General features: G+C 65.5%; 21 protein-coding genes and 1 tRNA gene. 12 read left to right on the forward strand and 10 right to left on the reverse strand.

All coding sequences use genetic code 11. From position 1 onward, the window contains the following. Nucleotides 1–3 precede the first annotated feature (3 nt). Nucleotides 4–1,314 (reverse strand): histidinol dehydrogenase, encoded by a 1,311-nt coding sequence (gene hisD, locus Q0K12_RS05835; protein WP_297260942.1) that lies wholly within the window; start codon nt 1,312–1,314, stop codon nt 4–6. A 44-nt stretch (nt 1,315–1,358) separates the two neighbouring features. Then, a complete protein-coding gene (locus Q0K12_RS05840; protein ID WP_297260944.1) occupies nt 1,359–2,837 on the reverse strand; it encodes an APC family permease in 1,479 nt (492 codons plus the stop codon). A gap of 301 nt (nt 2,838–3,138) precedes the next feature. Here Q0K12_RS05840 and Q0K12_RS05845 point away from each other — a divergent pair, with 301 nt between their 5' ends. Continuing rightward, entirely contained in the window at nt 3,139–3,747 is a 609-nt protein-coding gene (locus Q0K12_RS05845; RefSeq protein ID WP_297260995.1) for a GntR family transcriptional regulator, read from the forward strand. A gap of 555 nt (nt 3,748–4,302) precedes the next feature. Here Q0K12_RS05845 and Q0K12_RS05850 read toward each other — a convergent pair. The 6 genes from Q0K12_RS05850 to Q0K12_RS05875 all read right to left on the reverse strand — a co-directional run bounded on the left by Q0K12_RS05850 (nt 4,303) and on the right by Q0K12_RS05875 (nt 12,348). Beyond that, on the reverse strand, nt 4,303–4,779 hold the full coding sequence (locus Q0K12_RS05850) for a chemotaxis protein CheW (protein WP_297229607.1): 477 nt from the start codon (nt 4,777–4,779) through the stop codon (nt 4,303–4,305). Nucleotides 4,780–5,311: 532 nt separating this feature from the next. Beyond that, a complete protein-coding gene (locus Q0K12_RS05855; RefSeq protein WP_297260946.1) occupies nt 5,312–6,235 on the reverse strand; it encodes a diaminopimelate dehydrogenase in 924 nt (307 codons plus the stop codon). Between the two features lie 152 nt (nt 6,236–6,387). Beyond that, nucleotides 6,388–8,838: a hypothetical protein gene (locus Q0K12_RS05860; protein WP_297260948.1), complete on the reverse strand. Its 2,451-nt coding sequence runs from the start codon at nt 8,836–8,838 to the stop codon at nt 6,388–6,390. Nucleotides 8,839–8,847: 9 nt separating this feature from the next. Continuing rightward, complete coding sequence (locus Q0K12_RS05865; RefSeq protein WP_297260951.1) at nt 8,848–10,929, reverse strand: hypothetical protein; 2,082 nt, start codon at nt 10,927–10,929, stop codon at nt 8,848–8,850. Between the two features lie 2 nt (nt 10,930–10,931). Beyond that, nucleotides 10,932–11,735 carry a nucleoside triphosphate pyrophosphohydrolase gene (gene mazG, locus Q0K12_RS05870; RefSeq protein ID WP_297260953.1) on the reverse strand — a complete coding sequence of 268 codons (804 nt, stop codon included), beginning with the start codon at nt 11,733–11,735 and terminating at the stop codon, nt 10,932–10,934. 124 nt (nt 11,736–11,859) lie between these two features. After that, nucleotides 11,860–12,348 (reverse strand): CvpA family protein, encoded by a 489-nt coding sequence (locus tag Q0K12_RS05875; RefSeq protein WP_297260955.1) that lies wholly within the window; start codon nt 12,346–12,348, stop codon nt 11,860–11,862. 151 nt (nt 12,349–12,499) lie between these two features. Between Q0K12_RS05875 and Q0K12_RS05880 the strand changes: the two genes are divergently transcribed. The 11 genes from Q0K12_RS05880 (at nt 12,500) to Q0K12_RS05930 (ending at nt 21,192) form a co-directional block, all read left to right on the forward strand. After that, a complete protein-coding gene (locus tag Q0K12_RS05880; RefSeq protein WP_297260957.1) occupies nt 12,500–13,234 on the forward strand; it encodes a 50S ribosomal protein L11 methyltransferase in 735 nt (244 codons plus the stop codon). 28 nt (nt 13,235–13,262) lie between these two features. Then, on the forward strand, nt 13,263–13,682 hold the full coding sequence (gene nikR / locus Q0K12_RS05885; protein ID WP_297260959.1) for a nickel-responsive transcriptional regulator NikR: 420 nt from the start codon (nt 13,263–13,265) through the stop codon (nt 13,680–13,682). Nucleotide 13,683: 1 nt separating this feature from the next. Next, nucleotides 13,684–14,460 carry a GTP cyclohydrolase FolE2 gene (gene folE2, locus Q0K12_RS05890; RefSeq protein WP_297260961.1) on the forward strand — a complete coding sequence of 259 codons (777 nt, stop codon included), beginning with the start codon at nt 13,684–13,686 and terminating at the stop codon, nt 14,458–14,460. 100 nt (nt 14,461–14,560) lie between these two features. Further along, nucleotides 14,561–14,974 (forward strand): flagellar basal body rod C-terminal domain-containing protein, encoded by a 414-nt coding sequence (locus tag Q0K12_RS05895; RefSeq protein ID WP_297260963.1) that lies wholly within the window; start codon nt 14,561–14,563, stop codon nt 14,972–14,974. Nucleotides 14,975–15,049: 75 nt separating this feature from the next. Beyond that, a complete protein-coding gene (locus tag Q0K12_RS05900; protein ID WP_297260965.1) occupies nt 15,050–15,961 on the forward strand; it encodes an NlpC/P60 family protein in 912 nt (303 codons plus the stop codon). Nucleotides 15,962–16,012: 51 nt separating this feature from the next. Beyond that, nucleotides 16,013–16,528, forward strand: a complete 516-nt coding sequence (locus Q0K12_RS05905; RefSeq protein ID WP_297260966.1) for a rhodanese family protein — start codon at nt 16,013–16,015, stop codon at nt 16,526–16,528. Between the two features lie 171 nt (nt 16,529–16,699). Continuing rightward, on the forward strand, nt 16,700–17,752 hold the full coding sequence (gluQRS, locus tag Q0K12_RS05910; protein WP_297260968.1) for a tRNA glutamyl-Q(34) synthetase GluQRS: 1,053 nt from the start codon (nt 16,700–16,702) through the stop codon (nt 17,750–17,752). A 124-nt stretch (nt 17,753–17,876) separates the two neighbouring features. Then, complete coding sequence (locus Q0K12_RS05915; RefSeq protein WP_297260970.1) at nt 17,877–18,245, forward strand: hypothetical protein; 369 nt, start codon at nt 17,877–17,879, stop codon at nt 18,243–18,245. A gap of 278 nt (nt 18,246–18,523) precedes the next feature. After that, nucleotides 18,524–19,639, forward strand: coding sequence for an AI-2E family transporter (locus tag Q0K12_RS05920; protein WP_297260972.1), 1,116 nt, complete (start codon nt 18,524–18,526; stop codon nt 19,637–19,639). A gap of 47 nt (nt 19,640–19,686) precedes the next feature. Further along, a complete protein-coding gene (locus Q0K12_RS05925; protein ID WP_297260975.1) occupies nt 19,687–21,018 on the forward strand; it encodes a sodium-dependent transporter in 1,332 nt (443 codons plus the stop codon). 98 nt (nt 21,019–21,116) lie between these two features. Next, nucleotides 21,117–21,192: transfer RNA gene (locus Q0K12_RS05930), tRNA-Thr, on the forward strand. Between the two features lie 109 nt (nt 21,193–21,301). On the opposite strand, the gene Q0K12_RS05935 is transcribed toward Q0K12_RS05930, so the two are convergent. Then, nucleotides 21,302–21,520: an Ada metal-binding domain-containing protein gene (locus Q0K12_RS05935; protein ID WP_297260977.1), complete on the reverse strand. Its 219-nt coding sequence runs from the start codon at nt 21,518–21,520 to the stop codon at nt 21,302–21,304. A gap of 259 nt (nt 21,521–21,779) precedes the next feature. After that, the gene (locus tag Q0K12_RS05940; protein WP_297260979.1) at nt 21,780–22,382 is read right to left on the reverse strand and encodes a sugar O-acetyltransferase; all 603 of its coding nucleotides are present in this window, start codon (nt 22,380–22,382) and stop codon (nt 21,780–21,782) included. Nucleotides 22,383–22,422: the final 40 nt, after the last annotated feature.

The raw sequence follows: 22,422 nt of genomic DNA on the forward strand, positions 1-22,422 counted from the left end.
GCTCTAGTACTTGGGATGCTCGTACACGGGGAAGTCCCATTCGCGGCCGGGATAGAACTTCCGCAGACGCCAGTCGCAGGCGCGTGCGTGGCCTTCCATGCCCTCCACGCGGGACAGGCGGGAAGCGGCGCCGCCGATGACGTCGTTCTTGTCGGGGTCGATGTGCTGATACGTGCAGATCTTGAGGAACTTGTGCACATTGAGGCCGCCGCTGTAGTAACCGGCCTTCTTGGTGGGCAGGATGTGGTTGGTGCCGGAACACTTGTCGCCGTGCGGCACGGTGCTGCCCTCACCCAGGAAGAGCGAACCGAAACAGCGCAGGCGGGTACGCCACCAGTCAAGGTCCTTGGCGATCACCTGGATGTGTTCGGGAGCGTACTGGTCGCTGACGGCGGCCATCTCTTCGCGGTCGTCGCACAGGACGATCTCGCCGTAGTCGCGCCAGGCGCTCAGCGGCACATCGGGATTGGGCATGTCGGCGCAGAGCTTGGGCATGAGCTCAAGCACCTTTTGGGCCAGCGCCTCGCTGGTGGTGAAGAGCCAGACCGGCGAGTTGTAGCCGTGCTCCGCCTGAGACACGAGGTCGATGGCCACCGTCATGGGATCGGCCGTTTCGTCGGCGATGATGCCGGATTCCGTGGGGCCGGCGAACACGTCGATGCCGCAGAGGCCGGAACCGCTCAACAGGGCCTTGGCTTCGGCCACATAGGCGTTGCCGGGGCCGACCAGGATGTTGGCCGGCTTGCCGGTGAACAGACCGTAAGCCATGGTGGCGATGGCCTGCACGCCGCCCATCTCAAGGATGATGTCCGCGCCGGCGATGTGCATGGCGTAGCAGGTGGCGGGGTCGATGTGGGTGCCGCGCGGCGGGGTGGCGGCCACGATGAAGGGCACGCCCGCCGCCTTGGCCGTGGCCACGCTCATCAGGGCCGAGCAGGCATGGGCAAAGCGGCCGCCGGGCACATAGCATCCGGCCACATCCATGGGGATGATGCGCTGCCCCAGCACCACGCCGGGCGTCACTTCGGTTTCAAATTCCTGGATGCTCTCGCGCTGGGCCTTCGCGAAACCGGCAACCTGCTTGTGGGCGAATTCCAGGTCGCGCTTGACGCTTTCGGGCACCATGGCGATGAGTTCCTGCCGCTTGGCATCGCTCAGGATGAAGTCCTGATCCCAGTTGTCGAACTTCTTGGCCAGCTGGCGGACGGCATCCTCGCGGCCGGCACGGATCTCTTCCAGCATCTGTTCGACGGCGACACGGGCCTGCTTGCTGTTGTCTTCAGCGGACTTGGTGGCTTGCTTGAGGTAACGCATGATCCTGCTCCTTGATGATTTATGAATTATTTCATGAAATTTTTCTAGCGAAAAATTTTCCCTTCGGTGAACAGCAGCGGGCGGGCCGTATCGCCCAGCAGCATGAACTGGAGACGCTCCGTGGAGATGGCGCTGAGCTCAGGGGCGCGGCGGCGGTAGAGCAGCGTGCCCAGCACGCACCAGACCAGCAGCAGGCCCCAGGATTCCGCGCTGATGGCGGCGGGGGAGCCGGGCACGGCCAGGAGGAAGAAGCTCGCGACGGATATGACGCAGCCGAGGAAGGCGATCTGCCGGGCAAAGGGCAGGGTGACCCGATCCGCATGCCGCAGGCTGTAGCGGTAGGCGCTGTAGCAGGTGAAGAAGTAGCTCAGGGCGGCGCTCAGGGCACAGGTATCCGTCAGCCAGACCAGCACGGGACGGCCGAACCAGGGCGCCAGCAGGGAGAAGAGCAGCACGAAGAGAATGGCGTTGACCGGGGTCTTGTGTTCAGGATGGATGCGCTCGAACCAGGCCGGGATGAACTTGCTGCGGCCCATGCTGAAGAGGATGCGGGTCGAGGCGATGAAATAGCCGTTCATGCCGCTGAAGATGCCCGCCAGCACCGGCACCGCCAGGATGACGCCGCCCCACTTGCCGAAGGCCATGCCGGCCACCGCGCCCGTCAGCCAGGGATGATCGGCGGCAAGCAGTTCAGGATACGGGCGGATGACCGCCACGGCGACCAGCACGAGCGAGTAGAGCACGCAGCCGCAGACGATGGAGACGACCATGAGCATGGTGGACTTGTCATGGCTGAAATTGAACTCTTCAGCCGTTTGCGGGATGGTGTCGAAGCCCTGATAGAGGAAGGGGGCCAGGGCCACAACGGAGATGATGCTGACAAGCAGGCCGGTCTGTTCGTTATACAAGGGCTCGAGGTTGGCGATCCCCGCGCCATCGTCGATACCGGAACCGACGGCCAGAGCCACCACGCCGGCGGCCAGGGAGAGCGAAAGCCACAACTGCACGGTATTGGCGCAGTTGCTGCCCCGGTAATTCATGAAGGCAAAGAAGAGGATTATCAAGGAGATGAGGATGATCTCCCCGGCATAGACGTTCCAGCCCGCCAATGTATAGAGGTGTCCCGTCTCGAAGGCCCCGGGCAGGAGGAAGCGCGTCAGCAGGAGGATGGCCGTGGCGTTGAGCGAGATGACGCAGCTGTAGCTCAGCGCGAGCCCCCAGCCGCACACCACGGCCGCCAGCCGTCCCAAGCCGACGAAGGCGTAGGCAAAAGCGCCGCCGGCCACGGGATAGCCCTTGATCATGATGCCGTAGCACAGAGCGACGATACAGAGTGCTGCCGCTCCTGCGGCTAGGCCGATGAGGCTTGCCAGCGGCCCCGAGACGGGGAGGAAGCGGGTTCCGGGCAAAATGAAGCATCCCCAGCCGATGATGGCGCCCACCGCCAGCGCCCAGGCCTGGATAGGCAGGACGGTCTTCCCGAGCTCATGCCGGTGGTGTGTCTGCTGATGTTCATGGTGCATGGTCTTCTCCTTGTGGAAAAAGGTTGAGCTGCCATGTGCCTGCGGCCCGTGGAGGTTTTCCTGTGCCGTTGGATCCACTCTAGGGGTTCCGTTCGAGGAAGTCAATATTTTATGAAATATTTTATGAAAAATTGTCTGTCATCAAAAAAGGTCTGTCAGCCGCCGTCCGCGGCTCTTGCGAGGCAGCCGCCGGAGCCTGCATGCCCGTATTGACCCCTGTGATATGTCAGGGTATAATTTTCGCATGAACGCCACAGAAAAACAGCGGAATAGCGCGACAAAATCACATGTCGCCTATGAGATGATTCGTGACATGATCATGCGGGGGGATGCCCTGCCGGGCACGCGCCTTATCCTCACGGAGCTTGAGCAGCGGCTCGGCGTCGGCCGCGGGCCCATTCGCGACGCCCTCCTGCTGCTGGACAAGTCGGGACTGGTGCAGAATATCCCGCACAAGGGCGCCATCGTCATGCTCCCTCCGGGGTTCCGTGAGATGAAGCTCATTTACGAGCAGCGCTGCAGCCTGGAGCTGGCGTTGGCCGAGGAGGCCATGCTGCAGGCCACGCCCGCCGAGCTGGATGCCCTGGAAAAGACGGCGCAGGAGATGGAGTCCGCCGGAGAGGAGACCTACTTCTTCCATATGGACAGGGAATTCCACCGCAAGCTCTATGAGCTCTCACGCATGCCGCATCTGGTCGCCGTGGTGGAGCATCTCATGGACTTCGTCCAGGCCTTCCTGACCTTGCGGGCCTATTCCGTGGAGCATAAGGAACTCTTCAACCAGCAGCACGCCACCATCATTGCCGCCCTGCGCAACAAGGATGCCGTACAGCTGCGCGCCACGCTGGAAAAGAACATCATGATCGGCCTTGAGCTCGTGCATGAGGAGATGCAGCGCTTCCGGCGTTAGGGTCTGTCAATACTATTCGCTGCCTTTTGGGGGGAAGGGAAACCCCTCCGCCTGCGCTGGAGGTGTTCCCCTTCCCCCCAAGCCCCCCATCCCTTCCCCAGCGCGCTTTTACCGGGGAAGAGTCGGGGACACGTGGTAGCCCCGTCCCCAAAAGCAAGCGGAGCCTGTATCGCTTTTTCGTCTTAGTTTTTGAAGTTTTGTGACATTTGAGTTGATGTGCCCTGTCCGTTTTGCCATTGAAAAAGGCAAGACGTGAGGCGGCAGCGCCTGCCGTCCGGCCGGGATCTAGCGGAAAAAACACGCTTTTTCCGCGAAACGACAAGGCAGTATGGGGTGGGGCGCAAAACGCTTCAAACGGAAAATGCTTTTGGAACAGCCATCTTCCTGGGCAAGGCGGCCGTTTCTCACAGGAAGCATTGTGTCGCTTGTCTGATCGTTTTGCCGTGCGCAGCAAGAAAAATGGATTTGCCTGGATGGCGCTATGCTGCCTGATGTAAGAAAAAAGCCCTTCCGCGTATGCGGAAGGGCTTTTTTTCCATTGTGTGGAGGTTGCGACTACAGGCAGCTCAGGGCTTCCATGTCTTCGCTGGAAAGCAGGCGGTCCAGATCCAGCATGATGAGCAGACGGTCCTGCAGTTTGCCGACGCCGCTCACATAGTCGGATTCCACACCGGCGACCACCGGCGGCGGCGGTTCCACCGTGCTGGCCGGTATGCGGAGCACCTCCGAAACGGCATCCACCACAAAACCCACAATGATGTTATTGATTTCGATGACGATGATGCGCGTATTCTTGTCATGCCCACGAGGCGCGAGCCCAAACCGGCGACGCAGGTCGATGATGGGGATCACCTTGCCGCGCAAATTGATGACGCCTTCCACAAAGTCGGGCGCACGCGGCACCTTGGTGATTTCCATGGTGCGGATGATCTCCTGCACCTTCAGGATGTTAACGCCGAACTCTTCCTCGCCTATGCTGAACGTCACGAGCTGGAGGAGCTGGTCATCCTGCTTTTTCTGATTCAAATCCATAGCTGCTCCTTGTGGGAAAAGCGTACCTTACCTTTGCTTTTTCTTATCGTCAGCTGTGGGCAAAGGCATAGGGCTCTTGCAAAAAATAATCCTTTCCCGGGCAGGGGCCTCCCGCAGGAGGCAAAAAGCGGCGGCACGCCAGGGCATGCCGGCATGGAGACAGACGACATCCCCAGTGGTGCATGAGCCTTTGTTTTTTATGGAATGCTTGTCAGCTCCTTCACCCCGCATGGAAAAAGCGCGCGCTGGGTAAGGGGGAGAACCCCGCTCCCGCGCCGGCAGCGACCCGACGGGCGGCCTTTAGGCAGTGTCTGTCAGTCTTTCAACAAAAATTATGAATAATCTCAGTGAAGAGGATTCAGGCCGTATGCATTTCGCTTGCTTTGAGGAAGTGGTCGTCTCCCGTCCCTGGTTCTTTCCCCGGTAAAAGCGCGCTGGGGGAAGGGTGGGGGGCTTGGGGGGAGGGGAACCCCGCTCCCGCGCCGGCGGAGGGGGTTCCCCTCCCCCCAACAAAGCGAATAGTGCCGTCAGCCTACACCATGCGCGTGATGATATCCATGCGCTCGCCGGGCAGCAGCTTGATGGGCGGCACGTCGATAAGCGTGTGGCAGCCGACTTCCATGCGCGTGGCGGCACGCGCGCAGGAAACGAGGACCTGCGCCGTGAGGGCGGGGTTGTTGATGCGCATGTCGAACTTGAGGATCTGGTTGTCCGTCATGCCGGATGCGCCGGTGCGCTCCATGAGGACGCCGTGGGACTGGTCGGCCACAAAGGAGAGTTCCTGCCGGTCGCGGCACTGCCGCACATCCAGCGGGTCATGGGCGAAATAGTCGTCGGCCTTGATGCGGGCCGTGACGTCGGCCAGGTTCTGCCCTTCTTCCAGCACCACATAGACGAGGCGCGAATGCCGGCCGCCGCCCACGGGGATGGTGATGGACACGGCATCGGCCACGCCCTCGATGGCGCGGGCGGCCACGGAGTGACCCATGCTGCGGCCACGGCCGAAATTGGTGAACGTCACGCCCGTGGGGGCCATCGCTTCAAAAAGGGCCCGCATGACCGAGTCCGTCCCGGGGTCCCAGCCCGCGGCGGTGATGCTTACGGCCTTGCCGCTGTGGGCCGCCTTGTCCAGACGGGCCACGCTCTGCGGGATGTCGGTGTGGACGTCGAAGCTGTCCACACAGTTGTACCCCTTGAGGAGAAAGGCTTCGGCCGTGTCGGGGATGCTGCGGGAGGGACCGCAGAGGGCGATGACGTCCGGGCGGCCCTGGGCCGCTTCCAGATCGGCAAGGCTGGCGTATTCCGGCAGTCCGCGCAGGTCCTGCGCGCGGGTTCCCAGCGAGTCGGCACGGCGGATGACGCCGAGGCAGCGGCAGTCAGGAGCCGCAAGGGCGGCCTCCACCACCTTGCAGCCGATGTTGCCCAGACTGTGCACGGCAAGCGTAAATTCTTTCATGGTCGTTCCTTTGGAAAAAAGTCGAAAAATCCCGCCGGGCGGCGGAAAGTTTTTTGTAGGGGCAAGAGCCGTACCGCGTCAAGAGCCGGAAAGGGCCGGCCCCTTGAAAGAGGAAGCGGGGAGCCGTCCGTCGGACGGGCTCCCCGCAGGGATCACAATGTCGTGGCTTCGGGCTCCCCGGCCGCAGGCGCGGGGGCGTTTGGCTCCGGAGCCGCCGGAGCCGTCTGTTCTTCCGTTGCCGGCCTGTCGGGAGCAGGGGCCGCTTCCTGTCGCGGCGGTACGGGCGCGGCCTCGACCGGAGGCGTCACGGAGGTTGCCGGCGTCCGCGTCTCAGGCGCGGCGAAGGCCGCCCCCGCTGTGCCGTCTCCCCTGAGGGCTGAAGCGGGCTGTCCGGCGTTCCTGCCGTCCGGCGTCGGGACGGGCGCGACAGCGGGCCGCTCCGGCGCGGCGGGGGCTTCGGCAGCCGGTTCTACCGTCGGTTCATCCGTCGACTCGTCCGTCGGTTCGTCCGTCGGCTCGGTGGTCGCTCCCGTTGCCGGTTCGGCAGCCGGGGCAGCTTCGGCGGGCTTGTCCGCATTGTCCGCGCCGTCGGACGCGGCCGGCGTATCGGTGACCGGTCCCGTTTCCTGTCCAGCGGCCGGGGCCGGTTCATCCGCGCTGCCGGTTGCGGCAGGGGCATCCTCGTTCAGGGACTTGAGGTCGATGGGCGCGGGATACCACGGCGGCAGCGGCTTTTCGTTCCGCTGGGTCAGGAAGGCCTGCAGTTCCGCCGCGCCGGGCAGGGGGACGGAGGGCTGTTCGCCAAGCTGCGGCGAGAGCAGGAGATGCACGGGCTGGGCAAGGAGACAGGCCAGCAGGCTGCAGACCAGCAGCGCGCCGCCGGGCCAGGCCCGGCGCACCAGCCGGGTGACGGTGACGGCGCAGAGGATGCCGAGGATGCCCAGCACGGGCAGGCCGTTCAGCTGCAGCACCATCCGCTGCTGCTCCGGCGTCAGCTTCAGCGAAGTGAAGTTGACGAGCCAGTCCAGCGTCACGTTGAAGCCGCAGGCCGTGAGCGCCATGCCCGCGTGCAGGAAGAGCAGCGCGACCACGAGATAGAACACCCGGCTCCCCAGATCCGAAAGACGCAGCAGTGCGCGGCCCAGCAGGATGGCCAGCAGACAGAGCAACGGCCCGGCCCCGCTGACGCCGGGAGCCAGCAGGCTCAGCACGGCCGCGAGCACGAGCGCGATCCAGAGGAAGGACGCGCCGCAGGTCTCATGCCGGCTCGCGGCCAGGGCATGCGGCGCCTGACGCAGCACGCGCGTCCAGGAGACGAAGGGGATAAGGGCAAGCCAGGGGGCCATGCCCAGCACGCCCGCCGCCAGAGGCAGCCACCACTTGCCCGTCAGGGGCAGGGGCCAGTGCCAGAACTGCCTGACCACGGACTGCAGATAGGTGTCGGCCCCGACGAGGATGATGAGCGCCAGCAGCCAGACGGCAATGACCAGCAGCATGAAGAGGAAGCCGAGCACGGCATCCAGCCGCTGGGCCCGGCCAAGGCGCAGCCGCCAGAACAGCCAGACGAGACTGGTGAGGGGCGGCAGGGCCACGTAGGCCAGTCCTCCCGTCAGGCCGGCCAGCCCCGCCAGCACGAAACCGAGCGGCAGGAGCAGGGAAGTGGAAGTGCTCTGCCAGCCGCGGCAGAGACAGGCCAGAGAGAGCAGCGTCAGGGCCGTGGCCAGCGGCGGCGGCCCCATGAAATGGGCGAAGAAGGGGAAGAGCAGGCTGCTCAGCAGCATGAGCCCGGCGGCAAGGGCGGATTCCCGGTCATTGCCCGTGGCCCGGCTCAGCGTCCAGGTGGCCAGCAGAGCCAGCGCGCCGCAGATGGCCGAAGTGACGGGGAACAGCGTCAGGTCGGGCAGCCCGGCCAGGAGCAGCAGCTGATGCAGACCGCCCATGAGCCAGAAAAGCAGGGGCAGCTGGGCCCCCTGCGGCCCGCTGGGGCAGAGCCATTGCCCGTCCTGCAGACTGGTGAGCGCGGCCAGCACGCTGGGCCATTCCGCCGGACAGAAACGCCCGCCGGTCAGGAAGATGGGCCAGATTTGGACGGCCAGCAGCACAAGAAGCGCAAGGGGGCCTGCCACGGCCAGACGCTGGAAGAGCTGCTGCGCCCGTCCTGCCGGGCGGCTGCGCCCTGTGGCCGGAGCCACTTCCAGAACGGGGATGTCTTCGTCATCGGGGACCGGATCGATGTGGGCCGTGGTGCCCCGCACGGCGGTTGCGCCTGCGGCGGACGTCCCGGACCCCGCGGCCTGTCCGGCATCGTCCGCGCCGTTCTCCCGGGCGGGAGCGGCGACGTCGGGATCGCCGGGAGCATCGGGGGCGGCAGCGCCGCCGTCGACAGAGAAGGGCGTCAGCATGTCCGCCGAGGACATGGCGCCGTCAGGGGACGCGGCATGGGGTGCGGGCTCCGGGGAAGATGGGGCGGCCGTGGCGCCGTCCGCGGGCGACGCAGCGGACGTATCGGCGGCAAGGGGCTTCTCGGGGGTGGGCCGGGTCGGGACGCCCGTATCGCAACGGATGTCGTTGTCCGACTGCTGGCCGGGGTAATATTGACTCATGGGCAACTCCTATGGGGCAGAAGGGGCGGCGTGGGTATCCATTACCAGATGACGCGACTGATGCGCCGCAAGGTCCAGAGAAAGACGACGGCCGGCGCTGAAGCTCTGGCCGCTGAAGATGTCGAGCAGGTCGCCGCCGGCGGGGAGCTGGACGGAGAATTCGCGTTCCCGGCCGGAAAGGTTGATGACGGTCAGCCAGTAGCCGCCCTCCGGCAGGGAGGAACAGAGCGCGAGACAGCCGCCCGACTGCTGGACGGAAACGAGCTTCCCCTGCGCCAGACCGGCCGCCTGACGGGCCAGCAGCAGCCGGGCCGTCAGCATGAGGAAGCTGTCCTGCGCGGCCATCTGTTCCCGCAGGGGGCCGAAGGCCAGCGGCGCGGGCGGCACGGCGCCGCCGTGGACGGAACTGTCGGGCAGGGGGACCATCCCCCGGCTGGGCAGGATGTCCCGCGAGACGCTGCGCGGCACGTCGAGCGCGCCGGTCAGCTCTTGCAGGCTGATGAAGAGCGGGCCGGGCAGCCCGGCCCGGCAGGCCAGCAGAGCCAGAGCGGCGCGGCGCAGCCCTTCGGCATGCTCCGGACGCAGGGCCGCCTCGGCGTCCAGACCGAGCGCGCGGGCCGCCAGCGAGGCAGGCGTCGTCCAGAGGCGGAAATCCTCGCCATCCAGCCCGCTCAGGCGCTGCGCTTCGCGGGCGAGGCGCTCCCCGTCGGGCAGATCGCGCAGCAGCCGCCAGTCCACGCCCTGCCAGCCGTGCAGGCCCCGGGCAAGGCGGGTCTGATCCAGTCCGCTTTCCTGCGCCTGACGCAACAGGCGGGCCAGCGGCGCGGCATCGCCGCTGAGCAGGGCATACTCCGCGGCGGGCGCGGTGAGGCCGTCCCGCGAGAAATCCACGCCCATGCGCAGTACCGGAGCCAGCAGGGAGGGGGGCAGGGCATCGGCCTGCACGGCCCAGCCGCCATAGCGGTGCACTTCACGCGCGGCGGCGGCCAGCGCGCCGTAGCCCGGCGTCAGCCGGTCCGACAGGGAGGCGGCCCCGCCTTCGCTGGCCGGAGGCGGCACATCAAGGCCGAACAGGGCTTCCAGCCGCAGCCCGGCCAGCGCCTGCCCCTGCAGGCCCGTATGACGGATGATGGCGGCGGAAAAAATGCGCCGGGCCTGGCCTGACGGGTCCTGCCAGAGCAGGACGGGCCGCTGGGGATCGTCCGCAAAGCGGTAGACCCAGCGCCGGATCTGGCCGTCCGTGCCGCGCACCTCGCCCGTGGCGGCCCAGCCGCCGGGCTGCGCCCAGTCCAGTTTTTGCCGCAGGAGCGTAGGCGGCAGCAGGCCCCTGGCCTGCAGGGCGTTCACCGCTTCCGGCCGCAGGGCCAGACAGTCCCACTCGCCGGGAACGGAGGGCAGACTGCTCCAGAGATCGCGCGGGACGCTGATCATGGCGTACAGGCCGTCAAAGCGGGGCGCATGGCGGGCCTGCAGGATGAAATCCGGGCCGAGGCCCGTGGCCGCGGGCGGCAGGTCGCCGCCGAGCTGGATGTGCGCGGCCTCAAGACGCTCCTGGAGACGGGCGAAGTCCTCGTCCGTGCCGGCGGCCTTGTCGAAATGCAGGGCGGTCACGTTGTCGGGCGTGCCGACGCGCGGGGCCTCCTGCCAGATGTCGCCCTTTTCGCCCGTGGGGGCGACATACAGCCCGCCGATCCCCAGCTGCGGCAGCAGGGCGGACAGCCCGCCGCCCAGAGCGGCCAGGACGCTGCCGGAAGCGCCGGCGGTATGCGGGTCGATCTCCAGCCAGTTGGGCGCGGCGGTCAGCAGCAGGGAGCGGTTCTTGCTCTGGGCGCTGTTGCTCCAGATGCGTTCCGTCCCCGATACCTGGCCCGCCAGCAGCGGCGCGGCCCCCAGCATGGACTGGCGCTCCAGCCACTGCACATAGCCCGGATCGGCGCGCGGCAGGCGGGCCTCCGGGCGTACGGCGGCCCCTGCGCCCCTGCCCGGCGTTCGGCCAGCCGTGCAGGCCGTCAGCAGCAGGGCCGCCATGAGCAGGGGGAGCAGCATGAGGCCGCACATGGCGCGGCGTCCGGACAGGGGGAGGGCGTCCATGTTCAGGCCTTCCCGGCTGTTTCTTCCGCCTTGGCCTGAGTCCACAGTTCGTCCTTCTCGTCCAGCGAGAGGGCGGCAAAGTCCCGGCCCTGCGAGCGCGCGAGCTCTTCCATGCGCGCGAAGCGCCGGAGGAAACGGGTATTGGCGTCGTCCAGCGCCTCGCTGGCCTTGATGCCCTTGCGCCGTCCCAGTTCGGCGATGCTGAAGAGCAGATCGCCCAGTTCATGCCGCTGGGCGTCCGTATCGTCCCCGGCCGCCACGTCCAGCCATTCCAGCCATTCGGCCTCCACCTGCTGCTCCACTTCCTCGTCCTCCTGCCAGGTGAAGCCCACACGGGCGGCCTTGGAGTGGATGCGGTAGGCCTTGGTCAGGGGCGGCAGGCTGGCGGGCAGGCTGTCGAAGAGCCCCTTGGGACGGCCCTCGGCGTCGGCGTGTTCGGTCCGCTTGATCTGTTCCCAGGTCTTGAGCTGTTCGTCCCGCGTGTCGAAATGCGCGTCACCGAAGACATGCGGGTGGCGGCGGATCATCTTGGCGCAATTGTGCGCCAGGGCGTCATCCAGCGAAAATTTCCCCTGCTTTTCGTAGAGCCGGGCCACGAAGAGAAGCAAAAAGGCCACATCGCCCAGCTCTTCGCAGACGTCGGCGTCCGTGCCGGAACGGATGGCGCTGACAAGTTCGTGGCTCTCCTCGATGATGTACTCGGCAAGGGTGCGGGGCGTCTGCTCCTTGTCCCACGGGCAGCCGCCTTCGTCGGCCGTCAGGCGGTCAAGGACCTCCTGCAATCGTTCCAGTGCGCTTTTTTCCATATCTCATTCCTTTATTGATGCGGCATGCCCCGCCCGCAGGCCGTGCGGCCCGCCGGAGCGTTCCCGGGAGGGCGCGCGGCAGGGACGGAAAACGTCCGTGAGCGGCGTCCCCGCATGCTTTCGGTCAGATGTTGAGCCAGCTCAGCACGTCCGGCGGCAGCCAGGCCCGGATCTGTTCGATGAGGCTGGTGAAATAGGGCAGGGCGCGCGAGTTCTGGAGAAAGGCCATGTCTCCCATGAGCTTCCGCAGCACGAGCAGCACGATGGAACAGAGCAGCAGCCCCTTGGCCAGGCCCAGGATGCCGCCCGCCAGTCTGTCCACCCAGGTGACGAAACTGAAGGACAGGACTTTCTGGAGGATGCGGGCCAGCACGGCCACCAGGATGAGCGTGCCGACGAAGATCAGCACATAGGCGGCGAGCTGCCGCCAGGCCGGTTCGCTGATGAAGGTCAGGTGTTCGGACAGGAGGGGGTGGAAGTTGTGCGCGGCCCAGAAGCCGCCCACGAGGGAGACCAGCCCGGCCACCTCGCCCACAAAACCGTTCCAGAAGCCGCGCAGGGTAAAAAAGACCAGCACCAGCACGACGATGACGTCAAAGATATCCTGTCCCATAGATCCCTCGAAAAAGCCTCGGAAAAGAAGTGCCGACAGCCTAGCAGAAGGCGGCCTTCCTCACAAGAGCGCGCCCCGCCTGTTTTTTCCGGCTGGGAGAGCGGGGGCGGCATGGCTGTACAGCGGGGGGGCAATAGGCTATGCTGAGGAGATGGAACGGACTTTTGCCTCATCTTCCGCATGCGGCGGCGTGCCGCAGGCTGCGGAAACGCCCGAAGACCGCGCCCGTATCGAAGTGACGGCGTGCGGGCGGCGCTGGGAACTGCTGCGCGCCGCCAATCTGGAAGAGCTCTGGGAGGCCATGACGGAAGACCCCCGGAATTTCGAGGATGAACGGCTCCCTTACTGGACGGAGCTCTGGCCGTCCAGCCTGGTGCTGGCCCGCTGGCTCGAACAGCGCCGCGAGGAGCTGGCCGGGCGGCGCTGCCTCGATCTGGGCTGCGGGCTGGGGCTGACCGCCCTGGTGGGGGCCTGGCTGGGGGCGCGGGTGCTGGGGCTGGACTACGAGATGGACGCCGTGCGCTTTGCCGCGCGCAATGCCGCGCACAACGGGATCCGCCCCGGGCCGCTCTGGGCCGTCATGGACTGGCGGCGGCCCGCGCTGCGGCCCGGCAGCATCGAGCGGATCTGGGGCGGGGACATCATGTACGAAAAGCGGTTCGTGGCGCCGGTCATGCGCTTTCTCGCGCATGCGCTCGCCCCCGGCGGCGTGGCCTGGGTGGCCGAGCCGGGCCGCAGCGTCTACGACGCCTTCCTGCAGGCGCTGCACGGCGGCGGCTGGCAGGGGCGGCGGGTCTTCAGCGCGGAAGTGGAGCCCCTCTATGCCCAGCCCGTGCCCGTTACCGTACACGTCTGGGAGATCAGCCGCCGGACGGCGGCATGTTGAGTCTGACGGCGGGAGAGGAGCTGGGCGCATGGGCAAGCTGACACGCTTTGGCGTTTCGCTGGATGAAGAGCTGCTGGAACCCTTTGACGAGCTGTGCCGCCGCAAGGGGTACGGCAACCGTTCGGAGGCCATCCGCGATCTCATCCGCAAGGCGCTGGTGGAGGAGGACTGGCGCAGCGCCGATGCCGAGGCGGCCGGAACGCTGACGCTGGTCTACGATCACCACAAGAACGATCTGGCCCGCAAGCTGACGCGCATGCAGCATGACGATCACGACATCATCATCACGACGCTGCATGTGCATCTGGATCATCATAATTGTCTGGAAGTGCTGGTGCTGAAGGGGGACGCGGGCCGGGTGCGCGCCCTTGCCGACCGCCTTGTCTCCTGCAAGGGAGTGAAGCACGGCACGTTCAGCGGAACAACGACAGGACAGGACCTTGCCTGATATGGAAGATGTGCAACGTCATGCGCCGCAGGTGGCGCTGCCGATAGATACGGTTGGGGTGCGGGGCATCACCATGCCCCTGCTGGTACGCGACAAGGCCGAGGGCAGCCGGCAGACCGTGGCCCGCGTCGATATGGGCGTGGATCTGCCCGCCGCCTTCAAGGGGACGCATATGAGTCGCTTCGTGGCGGCTCTGGAAGAATGGAACGACGCCATCAGCTATCAGTCCGTGCGGCGTCTGCTCGCCGCCATCAAGGAGCGCCTCGAGGCGCGGCGGGCCTATGTGCATTTCTGCTTCCCCTATTTCATGCGCAAGGCCGCGCCGGCCTCCGGCAGCGAGAGCCTCGTGGCCTACGAATGCCGCCTGACCGGCGAACTGACCGACGAGGGGCAGTCGTTCTCGCTGGACGTCAACGTGCCGGTCATGACGGTTTGTCCCTGCTCCAAGGCCATCAGCCGGGAAGGGGCGCACAGTCAGCGCACCATGATCAGGCTCTCCGTCCGCATGACGCATTTCAGCTGGATCGAGGACTTCATCGAAATGGCCGAGGCGTCGGGCTCGTCGGCCGTGTATACCCTGCTCAAGCGCGAGGACGAGAAATATGTGACCGAACACGCCTTCGCCCAGCCGACCTTTGTGGAGGACGTGGTGCGCAACGTGGCGCAGCGCCTGCTGGAACACGGGCAGATATCGTGGTTCCGCGTGGAGGTGGAGAGCATGGAGTCCATCCACAGTCACAACGCCTTTGCCTGCATCGAACGGCATCTGGACGCGTGAGGCCGGGGATGAGCGGCAGACTCCCGCCGTCTCACGGGCAAAAAAGTCTTTTGCCTTTTGAAGCGGTTTGTGCTAAAAACAGGAAAAGGGGAGTGATACTATGAGCATTTCAAGCAGCATGAGCATCGCCTCGTCGGCTCTTTCCGCTTTTGGCGCAGGCATGCAGACGACGACGCACAACGTCGCCAACGTGAATACGGCTGGTTTCAATCCGCAGCGTGCGGAATATTCGGATATCTCCGGCAATAACGGGACGCGTCTGGATGCCGTCTTTCAGGGCGATGGCCTTGCCGGACAGGAAGGCACGCGCATTTCCTATGACGAACTGCGTCAGCGTGCCCGCGATATGGGCGCCGGTGAAGGCGCGCCGCTGGAAAGTCTGTTCCCCAGCGGAACGAGCCTTGAGCGGGAGATGACCGAGCTTGTGGCCATGCCCCACACCTATGAGGCCAACGCGCAGGTCGTCCGGACCTCGGACGACATGCTGGGCGTCATCCTGGATATGAAGGCCTGACATTTCCTGTGGATATACGGGTCCGGCCCGTTTTTTCAACCCGCGCAAGCGGGTTTACCCTTGTCTGGAGAACGAATGCGGCAAGCACTCAATCTGCTGACCCTTTTTCTGATTTCCGCCGTGCTGCTCGGCTGCACGGCGCGCAAGCAGCAGGATAAAGATCTGCTGATCCGCTACCGGGCCAACGTGGAAGATGTCCTGGACCGGCAGGAGGACGCGCGCAACCGCGCATCCGGCCAGTCCGTGGTCAAGACGGCCCGCTCGGCCATCGGGACGCCCTATGTGCGTGGCGGACGCAATCCGGGCGGTTTTGACTGTTCGGGACTCGTACAGTGGGCCTATCAGAGCGTCGGGGTCAAGCTGCCCCGTACGGCGCGGGAACAGTCGTCCATCGGGCAGCGCATCGGGCGCGTGGAAGACATGCGCGCGGGCGATATCGTGGCTTTCCGGCATCCGCGGCGGGGCTACCATACGGGCATCTATGTCGGGGACGGCAAATTCGTGCACAGTCCGCGCCGGCGGAGCTCCGTCAAGATCAGCTCCCTGGATGACCCTTATTTCAACAATACGTTCCTCGGGGCGCGACGCGTCAGCATGAGCGCCGCCGACGGACAGGATCTGGCGGCCCAGGCGGAAAGCCGTATGGCCCAGTATACCGAAGAGCGCGCGGTCCGCGATATGGAGCGATCCCGCAAGGCGCGTCAGGAGGCCGCCGCCGAAAGCCGCAAGAAGGGCAAGCAGTCGGCGCAGGTCTCCTCGCAGCGGAAGAAGGATCAGGTGCGCAAACCTTCCGAACAGCGCCGGAAAAGCCGTGACAAGGCCACCTCTTCCCGCAAGGGCGGCAAGAGCAAGGAAAAGGCCGCCGCAGCATCGCGTCAGGGCAGCAAGAGCAAGACCAAGGCCCGCGCGTCGTCCCAGCAGCAAAAGAAGAAGGACAAGGGGACAGCACGTTCGTCCCGCAAGAGTTCTTCTTCCAAGAAGAAATAAATACCTGGTGTGAGCAGAAGTTTGTCTTTCCCCCAACCAAAGTGAGGTCACATGCTGCCGTCTCTTAGCCCTGTCGAAGTCTACAAGCGCCTGCAGGCCGGGGAGATCCGCCTGATCGATGTGCGCGAAGCCGATGAACTGGCTGTCGTTTCCGTCCCCGGGGCCGAAGCCGCGCCCCTTTCCGCGCTGCCGTTCCTGAAACTGGAGCCCGCCAGCGCCGAGAAGCCCATCGTGTTCATGTGCAATTCCGGTTCCCGCACGCGGGACAATGCCGATGTGCTGGAACGCGTGGCCGCCGGGCCCGCCTGGCTGGTGCTTGGCGGCGTGAGCGCCTGGGAAAAGGCCGGCCTGCCGGTGGAGCGGCATGAAAAATGTCCTCTGCCCATGAATCGTCAGATCCAGATCGGAGCCGGTGCGCTGGTGCTGTTCGGCCTGCTGGCCTCCTGCGTCTTCCCTGTCTTCGTCTGGTTGAGCGCCTTTGTGGGGGCCGGGCTCATCTACGCCGGGCTGACCGGCGTCTGCGGCATGGCCAAGCTGCTGGCCAAGATGCCCTGGAACAAGAAGTAAGGATACGGTTTTCTGACACGGGATCCGTGAGCCGCCGGGAGGCCTGGAGCGTTCCGGCAGCCTTGCGGAAACGGAAAACAGCCGTGCCGGCATCAGCGGGGACGCATCGCTCGTCTGAGGATGCTCCCCGTTTTGCGTATGGCGCGGCGAAGCCCGTACGGGGCGGACACGATGACACAGACCGCGCACCTCGAGCCCGGCATCCGGGGCCGTCTGGCCCCCAGCCCCACGGGCTATCTGCATCTGGGCAATGCCTGGGCCTTCCTCATGGCTTGGTGGGCCGCCCGGCAGGCGGGCGGGCGCATCGTGCTGCGGCTGGAAGATATCGACCCCCAGCGTTCGCGTGACGAGTACGCGCTGGCGGTCATGGAGGACCTGCGCTGGCTGGGCATGGACTGGGACGAAGGGCCGGAGCTTCCCGCTGTCGGGAGCGGCGCTCCCCTGTCGGAGCGGGGAGAGTGCGGCCCCTATGTGCAGAGCCGTTGTTCCGCCATCTATGCCCGGGCCCTGCAGCGGCTCCAGCGGCAGGGCTGCCTCTATCCCTGTTTCTGTACCCGCAAGGAGCTGCGAGCCCTGGCCGGCGCGCCGCATGTGGACGACATGGGGGCTCCCTATCCCGGGACCTGCCGCGAGCTCAGCGAGGCGCAGCGGGCGGCGCTGCGGCAGGCCGGGCGGCGGGCAAGCCTGCGCTTTCATGGGCCGGCGGGAGCCATCAGCTTCTGTGATGCGGTGCAGGGGCAACAGTGCTTCACTCTGGAGGACTGCGGCGGAGATTTTGCGGTACAGCGCTCGGACGGTGTGATCGCCTACCAGCTTGCCGTGGCGGTGGACGACGGGCGTATGGGCGTCAATCAGGTGGTGCGGGGGCGCGATATCCTGCCCTCCACGCCTCGTCAGATTGCCCTTTTACGGCTTTTGGGCTATGAGATACCGACGTATGCGCATGTTCCCCTGCTTTGCGACACGGAGGGGGAGCGCCTTGCCAAGCGGCACAACAGCCTTGCCCTGCGCAGCCTGCGCGCGGAAGGCGTGCCGCCGGGACGCATCGTCGGCCTGCTGGCCTGGCTCGCCGGGGCCAACCCGGGCCGCCGGGAGGCTTGCGCCGCGGAGCTGACGCCGTCATTCCGGCTGGACAGGCTGCCGCGGCAAGACTGCCGCCTTGACGGCCTGCTTTTGGACTGGCTGCGGCATGGCGCGCCCTCGGGCGGGATCGCATACGCATAAATGGCGGGCCTGCGGCCTGCCGGTACTGTCACGCAGCGATGGGGTGGACGGGGCGGCCGGATGCGAGGGCATCCGGGCCGTCGGGCTGCGTTCCGGCATCATGCACAAATGCAGTGGAGGAAACATGGTTCTTGATCAGGCTTTTCTGGATACGGTTTTTCCCGCGGAACGGACGGACGCCTTTTTTGATGCGCTTTTCGGCGGTGCCGAGGAAGGCGCGTACGATATCCGCCTGGTGTGCCGCAACGTCAGCGCCGACAGGGCGGAGCTGGCCTTTGAGCTGCATCAGCGTCCGGGCAAGTGCCTGGTGTGCAACCTTACCTACGGGCTGCCGCAGGTCTTCCAGCGTCACCCCGTGCTGAACGTGGCCGGCGTGGCGCGCGCGGTTGCCGAAAAGCTGGGCTGGGCTGCCGGTAGTCCCTGGAAGCTCGGTTCCACACAGGAAAAAAGCCGCGAGCTGCATTGCATCCCCTTTGTCATTGAACGGGCCTGATCCCCGCGACGGCCCGGGCTGCAGGAGCGGCACGCCGTCAGCCGGCATGCCGCGCCCGCTGTACTCGCTTCCTCCGGGGAGTGGGGCGGACGGCGAGGACGCCTTTTCGCGTATCTTCAGGGCATGACGGCTTGTCGTGCCCTTTTTGCGGCAGGGGGGCAGCCTCCCCGCCGGCGTCGCGCGCGGCGGGACAACCGCTCTGGAGCTTGGGCGAGACCAAGCGGGACGAGCCTTCCCGCGCAGCGGGAAAAGCGGACGACCGTCCGCAAGGAGCACAGATGACTACTCCCCCTTCCCGTCTGGAGAACAATGCCTTCCTTGGTCTGCTGCTGCTGGCCACCCTGGCGTTCCTCTGGATGCTTCGGCCGTTTTTCGACAATATTTTCTGGAGCCTCGTCATCGGCCTGCTCTTCATGCCCTTGCGGCAGCGGCTGCAGCAGCACGGGCTGGGGGGCAATGCCGCCTCGCTCTGCACGGTGCTGGTCAGCCTGGCCTTCATCATCCTGCCTGCGGGCTATCTGCTGTATACCTGCCTGTCCGAACTGGCGCAGCTCTATACGCGGCTGTCCGGCAATGCGGATGAGATAGGCGTCATGGTGGAGAAGCTGCGGCAGGCGCTGCCGGCGGCCGTCGAATGGCTGGAAAAATTCGGCTACGGGCCGGAGAAGATCAAGGCGGCCCTCTCATCCGCCGCCGTGACCGTCAGCGGCTATCTGGCGCGGCAGACCATGGCCATCGGCGGCGGCACCGTCAACTGGTTCATCGATCTGGCCATCGTGCTCTATCTGGCCTTCTTCCTTCTGCGGGATGGCGAGCGCATCCGTCAGCTGCTTATCCGGGCCCTGCCGTTCGGGGATCACCGTGAAGAGCTGCTCTTTGCCCGCTTTGCGCTCATGCTGCGGGCCACGGTGCGCGGCACGCTGCTGGTGGCCGTGGCGCAAGGGGCCTTGGGCGGCATCATATTTGCCGTGCTGGGGCTGCGTGCGCCCGTGCTCTGGGGCGTCATCATGACCCTGCTTTCCCTCATCCCCGTCGTGGGGGCGGCGGTGGTCTGGCTGCCCGCGGCGATCTACCTGCTGCTGACGGGCGAGGTCGTTTCCGGGGTGGTGCTCATGGTCTACGGGGTCTGCGTCATCGGACTTGCGGACAATGCCCTGCGGCCCATTCTGGTCGGTCGCGACACCAAACTGCCGGATTTCATGGTACTGCTTTCCACGCTGGGCGGCTTTGCCCTCTTCGGACTGGACGGTTTCATCACCGGCCCGGTGCTGGCGGTGCTCTTCGTGACCCTGTGGCAGATCTTCATGGAAGAATTCTCTTCCGGAGAGGCGGCAGCGCCCGCTGCGTCGGACGTAGAGGACGGCGGCGCGGCGGGGGGACGCCCGGCGGACTGAGGCCGTCCGTATCCGACCTTTCCTTTCATCTGATAGAAGGAGACCGTATGGCCGCCGCGCGCGATCATTTCTCGTCCCGTCTCGGGGTTCTGGCAGCAACCCTCGGTTCCGCCGTGGGCCTCGGCAACATCTGGAAATTCCCGGCCCTTGTGGGTCAGAACGGCGGGGCGTCCTTCCTGCTCGTCTATATTCTTGCCACGCTCTGCATCGGTCTGCCGCTCATGATCGCCGAGCTGGCCATCGGCCGGGCCGGACGCCGCAACGTGGTGGACGTCTTCCGTACCGTTGCCCCTCGTTCCGGCTGGTGGCTCATCGGTATGGGGGCCATCCTGAGCTGCATCGTGATCCTCGGGTTCTACTCCGATGTGGCGGGCTGGGTCTTTGCCTATATCTTCAAGTCCGCCCTGGGCGGCACAGCCTCCGCCGATCCGCAAACGGCCTGGCATACCTTCAACCAGCTCACGGGGGATCCGCTGGCCTCGCTGGGCTGGCAGTGGGCCGTCCTTATCCTGACGGGCGCCATCATCATGCGCGGGGCGTCGAAAGGCATCGAAAAGGTGACGCGCGTGCTCATGCCGCTGCTTTTTCTCCTGCTGGTCGGCATCTGCCTGCGCAGCCTGACCCTGCCGGGAGCGGGGGAGGGCCTGCGCTTCCTCTTCATGCCGCAGTGGGACCGCATCTCCGGCGAGGTCATCCTGACGGCCATGGGGCTGGCCTTTTTCAAGATGTCCGTGGGTATGGGCTGCATGCTCATCTACGGCAGCTATTTCAAGGAGGAAGTGAATATCCCGGCCACGGCCCTGCGGGTCATGGTCTGTGACCTGCTGGTCTCCCTGCTGGCCGGCATGGCCATCTTCCCGGCCGTGTTCAGCTTCGACTTCGAGGTCACACAGGGGCCTGCGCTGCTGTTCATGACCATCCCCGCGGTCTTTGCCTCCCTGCCCGGGGGGCATCTGCTGGCCACCGTCTTCTTTGTCCTGTCGGGCATCGCCGCCACAGGGGCCATCCTTTCCCTGCTGGAAGTGCCGGTGTCCTGCCTGGCGGAGCGCCTGAGCTGTTCGCGCGCAAAGGCCGTGCCCGCCGTATTGGCCGGGCTGATGCTGCTGGGCGCGCCGGCCGCGCTCTCGCTCGGCATCTGGAAGGATGTGCAGGTGTGCGGCATGACCTTCTTCGACCTGTACGACGCCTTGTCCTCCATGCTGCTCATGCCGGTGTGCGGCATAGCCACCTGCCTGTTCGTGGGCTATTCGGCCGCCGGCGGGCAGGTGCTTGCGCGGCTCGGGAACGGCCGTGCCCCCCGTGCCGTGCTCTTTCTCTGCCGCACCGCCACGCCGCTGCTCATCCTGCTGGTGCTGCTGCACGGGCTCGGGCTGATCTGAGGCCGTTCCGCGTCAACGTAGGGAAAAGAACGGACAGTACAGAAAAACGTACTTTTTTTCTTGACACGCTGCCTGATTTGACGCATTATTCCCTTCGCGCCAGCTTAGCTCAGTTGGTAGAGCAGCTGATTCGTAATCAGCAGGCCAAGAGTTCAAGTCTCTTAGCTGGCTCCAGAGAAAACAAGGACTTACGGGTAATGCCGTGAGTCCTTTTTTCGTCTCCGGCGGAGATTGTCCCCCATCTTGCCGCATGGGCAGCCTGTCGGGGACGGCATGTCTCGGCCTAGCCGCCGCAGATCTTGCAGGCCCTGAATCCGGCGGCGCGTGCCTCCTGGGCGGAGGCAAAGATCACGGTACAGTTCCGGCAGGTGTAGTAACGGCACGAGCTGTTGTGGTAGATGCGGCTTTTGGCGTTGCCGTGCAGTTCGCCCGCAGCCATGACGGCGCAGGTCATGCCCAGCACCAGCAGCAAGGCGGGCAGGAGGCTGTAGCATTTTTTCATCTGTGCTTCTCCTGGACTCTGACGTGGGCTGTCCGGCAGAGAAAGGCAGCCGGAAGGATCGTGTTCCTCCTTTTTTCTCTACGCCATGTGCGGGAAAAGACAAGAGTCGGCGATGCACGCGGCGGCGTGCAGTGAGCCCCCCAGCCGCAGGCAGGGGAGGAGAGGGCTGCTCAGGCACAGCGCTCACTGGCGGGAGTGGCCGCACCTGCTCCGCGATGCGGCCACTGCGGCGTGCGGGCAGCGATGGCGCTGCGTCGGATCATGCGAGACAGGCCCGCTTTTCCTGCGGCGTCATGTCCGCGACGCTTCGGATGAACCGGGCGGGCGTGCCCGCCACGATGCAGCCCGCTTCCACATCCCGCGTGACCACGGCTCCGGCGGCCACGATGGCGTTCTCGCCGATGGTGACGCCGGGCAGGACGACGGCCCCCGAGCCGATCCAGACGTTCCGGCCGATGACGATGGGAGCTGGGCGACAGCTCGAACGTTCTTCCGGCAGGAAACCATGATTGATGGTGGCCAGCACGACCCGGTGACCGATCAGCGCACCGTCGCCGAGCGTGATGCCGCCCTGATCCTGGAAGCAGCAGCAGGCATTGATGAAGACATTTTTTCCGATGGTGATGTTTTTGCCGAAGTCGCTGTAGAAGGGCGGGAAGAGGGTAAAACTGCCGTCGATGGGCTTGCCTGTGAGTTGCGACATGAGTTCGCGGATTCGCTCAGGCGAATGATAGGCCGTATTCAGCTCAGCCGTGATGCGCATGGCGTCATTGCTGCATTGCAGCAGCAGATCATGCTCCGCCGTACCGGGCGTTACGCTTTTTCCCTGATTGAAATGCTGGATGAGCTGTTCCGTATCCATGACGTGCTCCCTCGTGTGATCTATTATTTCATGGCGGCCG

This window comes from uncultured Desulfovibrio sp. (assembly GCF_944324525.1).
GTDB lineage: Bacteria > Desulfobacterota > Desulfovibrionia > Desulfovibrionales > Desulfovibrionaceae > Desulfovibrio.

Bases quoted from the DNA above. Each gene is read 5' to 3' on its own strand.
- hisD (WP_297260942.1), bottom strand. From the start codon at position 1,314: ATGCGTTACCTCAAGCAAGCCACCAAGTCCGCTGAAGACAACAGCAAG.
- Q0K12_RS05840 (WP_297260944.1), bottom strand. From the start codon at position 2,837: ATGCACCATGAACATCAGCAGACACACCACCGGCATGAGCTCGGGAAG.
- Q0K12_RS05845 (WP_297260995.1), top strand. From the start codon at position 3,139: ATGATTCGTGACATGATCATGCGGGGGGATGCCCTGCCGGGCACGCGC.
- Q0K12_RS05850 (WP_297229607.1), bottom strand. From the start codon at position 4,779: ATGGATTTGAATCAGAAAAAGCAGGATGACCAGCTCCTCCAGCTCGTG.
- Q0K12_RS05855 (WP_297260946.1), bottom strand. From the start codon at position 6,235: ATGAAAGAATTTACGCTTGCCGTGCACAGTCTGGGCAACATCGGCTGC.
- Q0K12_RS05860 (WP_297260948.1), bottom strand. From the start codon at position 8,838: ATGAGTCAATATTACCCCGGCCAGCAGTCGGACAACGACATCCGTTGC.
- Q0K12_RS05865 (WP_297260951.1), bottom strand. From the start codon at position 10,929: ATGGACGCCCTCCCCCTGTCCGGACGCCGCGCCATGTGCGGCCTCATG.
- mazG (WP_297260953.1), bottom strand. From the start codon at position 11,735: ATGGAAAAAAGCGCACTGGAACGATTGCAGGAGGTCCTTGACCGCCTG.
- Q0K12_RS05875 (WP_297260955.1), bottom strand. From the start codon at position 12,348: ATGGGACAGGATATCTTTGACGTCATCGTCGTGCTGGTGCTGGTCTTT.
- Q0K12_RS05880 (WP_297260957.1), top strand. From the start codon at position 12,500: ATGGAACGGACTTTTGCCTCATCTTCCGCATGCGGCGGCGTGCCGCAG.
- nikR (WP_297260959.1), top strand. From the start codon at position 13,263: ATGGGCAAGCTGACACGCTTTGGCGTTTCGCTGGATGAAGAGCTGCTG.
- folE2 (WP_297260961.1), top strand. From the start codon at position 13,684: ATGGAAGATGTGCAACGTCATGCGCCGCAGGTGGCGCTGCCGATAGAT.
- Q0K12_RS05895 (WP_297260963.1), top strand. From the start codon at position 14,561: ATGAGCATTTCAAGCAGCATGAGCATCGCCTCGTCGGCTCTTTCCGCT.
- Q0K12_RS05900 (WP_297260965.1), top strand. From the start codon at position 15,050: ATGCGGCAAGCACTCAATCTGCTGACCCTTTTTCTGATTTCCGCCGTG.
- Q0K12_RS05905 (WP_297260966.1), top strand. From the start codon at position 16,013: ATGCTGCCGTCTCTTAGCCCTGTCGAAGTCTACAAGCGCCTGCAGGCC.
- gluQRS (WP_297260968.1), top strand. From the start codon at position 16,700: ATGACACAGACCGCGCACCTCGAGCCCGGCATCCGGGGCCGTCTGGCC.
- Q0K12_RS05915 (WP_297260970.1), top strand. From the start codon at position 17,877: ATGGTTCTTGATCAGGCTTTTCTGGATACGGTTTTTCCCGCGGAACGG.
- Q0K12_RS05920 (WP_297260972.1), top strand. From the start codon at position 18,524: ATGACTACTCCCCCTTCCCGTCTGGAGAACAATGCCTTCCTTGGTCTG.
- Q0K12_RS05925 (WP_297260975.1), top strand. From the start codon at position 19,687: ATGGCCGCCGCGCGCGATCATTTCTCGTCCCGTCTCGGGGTTCTGGCA.
- Q0K12_RS05935 (WP_297260977.1), bottom strand. From the start codon at position 21,520: ATGAAAAAATGCTACAGCCTCCTGCCCGCCTTGCTGCTGGTGCTGGGC.
- Q0K12_RS05940 (WP_297260979.1), bottom strand. From the start codon at position 22,382: ATGGATACGGAACAGCTCATCCAGCATTTCAATCAGGGAAAAAGCGTA.